Genomic DNA, 359 nt, shown 5'->3' with positions numbered 1-359 from the left:
CTTAAACATTTTCGGATATTAACAGAACGCTATAGAAATAGACGGAAACGCTTTGGTCTAAGAATGAATTTAATTGCTGGAATGGTGAATTGGATGCTCTTAAATTAACTTTCGCAAGAGGTCTAATAAAGACTTATATGGTGTTGATGCGATTTGTAGGATTTTACCGATCGCAGCTTCAACCTATTACCGGACTCTAGATCTCTGCGATGAGAAGCATTGCTTCGCAAGGGAACATCGAGCAAAGCGAGATTTACATGACTTGCATCATGCTGAGGAGATTAAACGAATTTGGAAGGAAAGTTCAGGTCGGTATGGTGTACGTAAAGTCTGGCAAAAACTGAAACGTGAAGGCTATA

Annotated in this window: 2 pseudogenes; both read left to right on the top strand. The window is 39.6% G+C overall.

The features are described from left to right. Positions 1 to 108 (top strand): annotated as a pseudogene (locus GBN19_RS15605) (IS5/IS1182 family transposase); the annotation flags it as partial. A 13-nt stretch (positions 109 to 121) separates the two neighbouring features. Then, positions 122 to 359: pseudogene (locus tag GBN19_RS15600) on the top strand (IS3 family transposase); the annotation flags it as partial.

It is taken from the genome of Acinetobacter brisouii (assembly GCF_008993995.1).
Classification (GTDB): domain Bacteria; phylum Pseudomonadota; class Gammaproteobacteria; order Pseudomonadales; family Moraxellaceae; genus Acinetobacter; species Acinetobacter brisouii_A.
The sequence above is the reverse complement of the archived record's forward strand: the minus strand, read 5'-3'. Positions and strand labels throughout refer to the sequence as shown.